At 51.3% G+C, this 1,391-nt stretch carries 1 protein-coding gene and 1 pseudogene; one reads left to right on the forward strand and one right to left on the reverse strand.

Annotated features, from left to right (window positions below; genetic code table 11):
* Nucleotides 1–632, forward strand: a 632-nt coding sequence (locus tag ACOTXL_RS23755; protein WP_063923708.1) for a tail fiber domain-containing protein, incomplete at its 5' end; no start/stop codon positions are given.
* On the opposite strand, the pseudogene ACOTXL_RS23760 reads toward ACOTXL_RS23755, so the two are convergent.
* Nucleotides 577–1,391, reverse strand: a pseudogene (locus tag ACOTXL_RS23760) (phage tail protein); the annotation flags it as partial. The gene ACOTXL_RS23755 and the pseudogene ACOTXL_RS23760 sit on opposite strands and share 56 nt — an antisense overlap.

A 1,391-nucleotide genomic window follows, 5' to 3' on the forward strand; every position in this document is an offset into this window, starting at 1 on the left:
TCGGTTTGGGAACATCCGCGACGAGGGACGTCGGAACGGACTCCGGTAATGTCATGCAAGTGGGGGCTTTTGGGGTTGGAACATACCAGGCTCCAAGGCCAAATGATGCAAACTCATCGTTTATCAGTGATGCTGACGGTAACACAAGTTGGGCTCCTGCCAATGGCTGTGGCTACCAAAGCTCTTATAACACTCAGCGCATAGCGCAAATGTGGGTTACCACTGGCGGAGCTGGCTATTGCCGTTTTCTGTTAAACACGAATCCTCAAACTGCAAAAACAGATGCTCCATGGACGGTATTTCAGTCAGCAGGAACATCGGACATTAACTTTAAGAAAGTGACCGGGGATCTGGATCTAAACGAATCGCTGTCAAACATCGAGGCAATGGATTTTAAAACCTTCTACTATCTTGCTGATGAAGATAAAGTCATTCGCCGCGGCGTTATTGCTCAGGAACTGGAAAAGATAGATCCCCAGTATGTTCATTCAGCTGAGGAATCGGGGAAAATGACACTTGACCTCAACCCTCTAGTGCTCGATGCGCTTGCTGCCATCAAAGCCCTGACAATCCGTGTCAGAGAGCTGGAGAAAGAGGCTCAAGCTGTGCTTCCTGTCTCATCCGCTGATTAAAGGCAGAATCATCAGGCATATCCAGGCGAACATCGATCCAGCTGTTCACCGGCACGTCCATCGGTTCCCCTTTTGTTTTGACGATCTCCCCTTCATCGCTCAGCATGTATTTTCGCTTAAACAGGCGGATAGTCAGCTCGCCGTCAGCGGTTTGTTCAGCTTCAGCCACACCCAGTTCTCCCATGCCGCCAGGGTCCATTGGCGGCAGTAACTGCCAGCCTTCTGATGCCAAGCCTGCGGAACCGAACAGGGCATATACACCAACATCCAGGCGGGAGATTTTGATTCCTTCAGCCTCGGCGTTCGCAGTACCGCAGCCGCACCAGTCAAAACCATCCTCCGCTATATCGGCGCGCTGGCACGCTTCCTGGCTCACTACGATACGGGCAACAGGAGACGCTGCCTTCAGTGTGCCATCACTTGATTTTGTCGTATTACCAGTAGTGTAAGCTTCATGATAGGCCCATGCGCTCCCGCTGTAATATGAAAACCAGGTACGTCGTAGAGAGTATGCCTGATGTATCCGGGTTGGCCTGTTGCCCCGGTTAAGAATGATGGAAGTAAGTCCAGTATTCGATGTCAGTCCCAACTGAGACAGACCATCATTTTGATGTGAAGTAAATCCGGTAGGCGTGAACATGTCCATATTATCAAGGGTTGGACCGTCCCCCTGGATAGCGCCAAGGTTGAATGCGCCTACCTGCATGACGTTTCCTGCGGCGGTACCTACGTCCTTTGTCGCGCTACTTCCCAAACCGA

This window comes from Enterobacter cloacae complex sp. IR5402 (assembly GCF_049238125.1).
Taxonomy (GTDB): domain Bacteria; phylum Pseudomonadota; class Gammaproteobacteria; order Enterobacterales; family Enterobacteriaceae; genus Enterobacter; species Enterobacter hormaechei_C.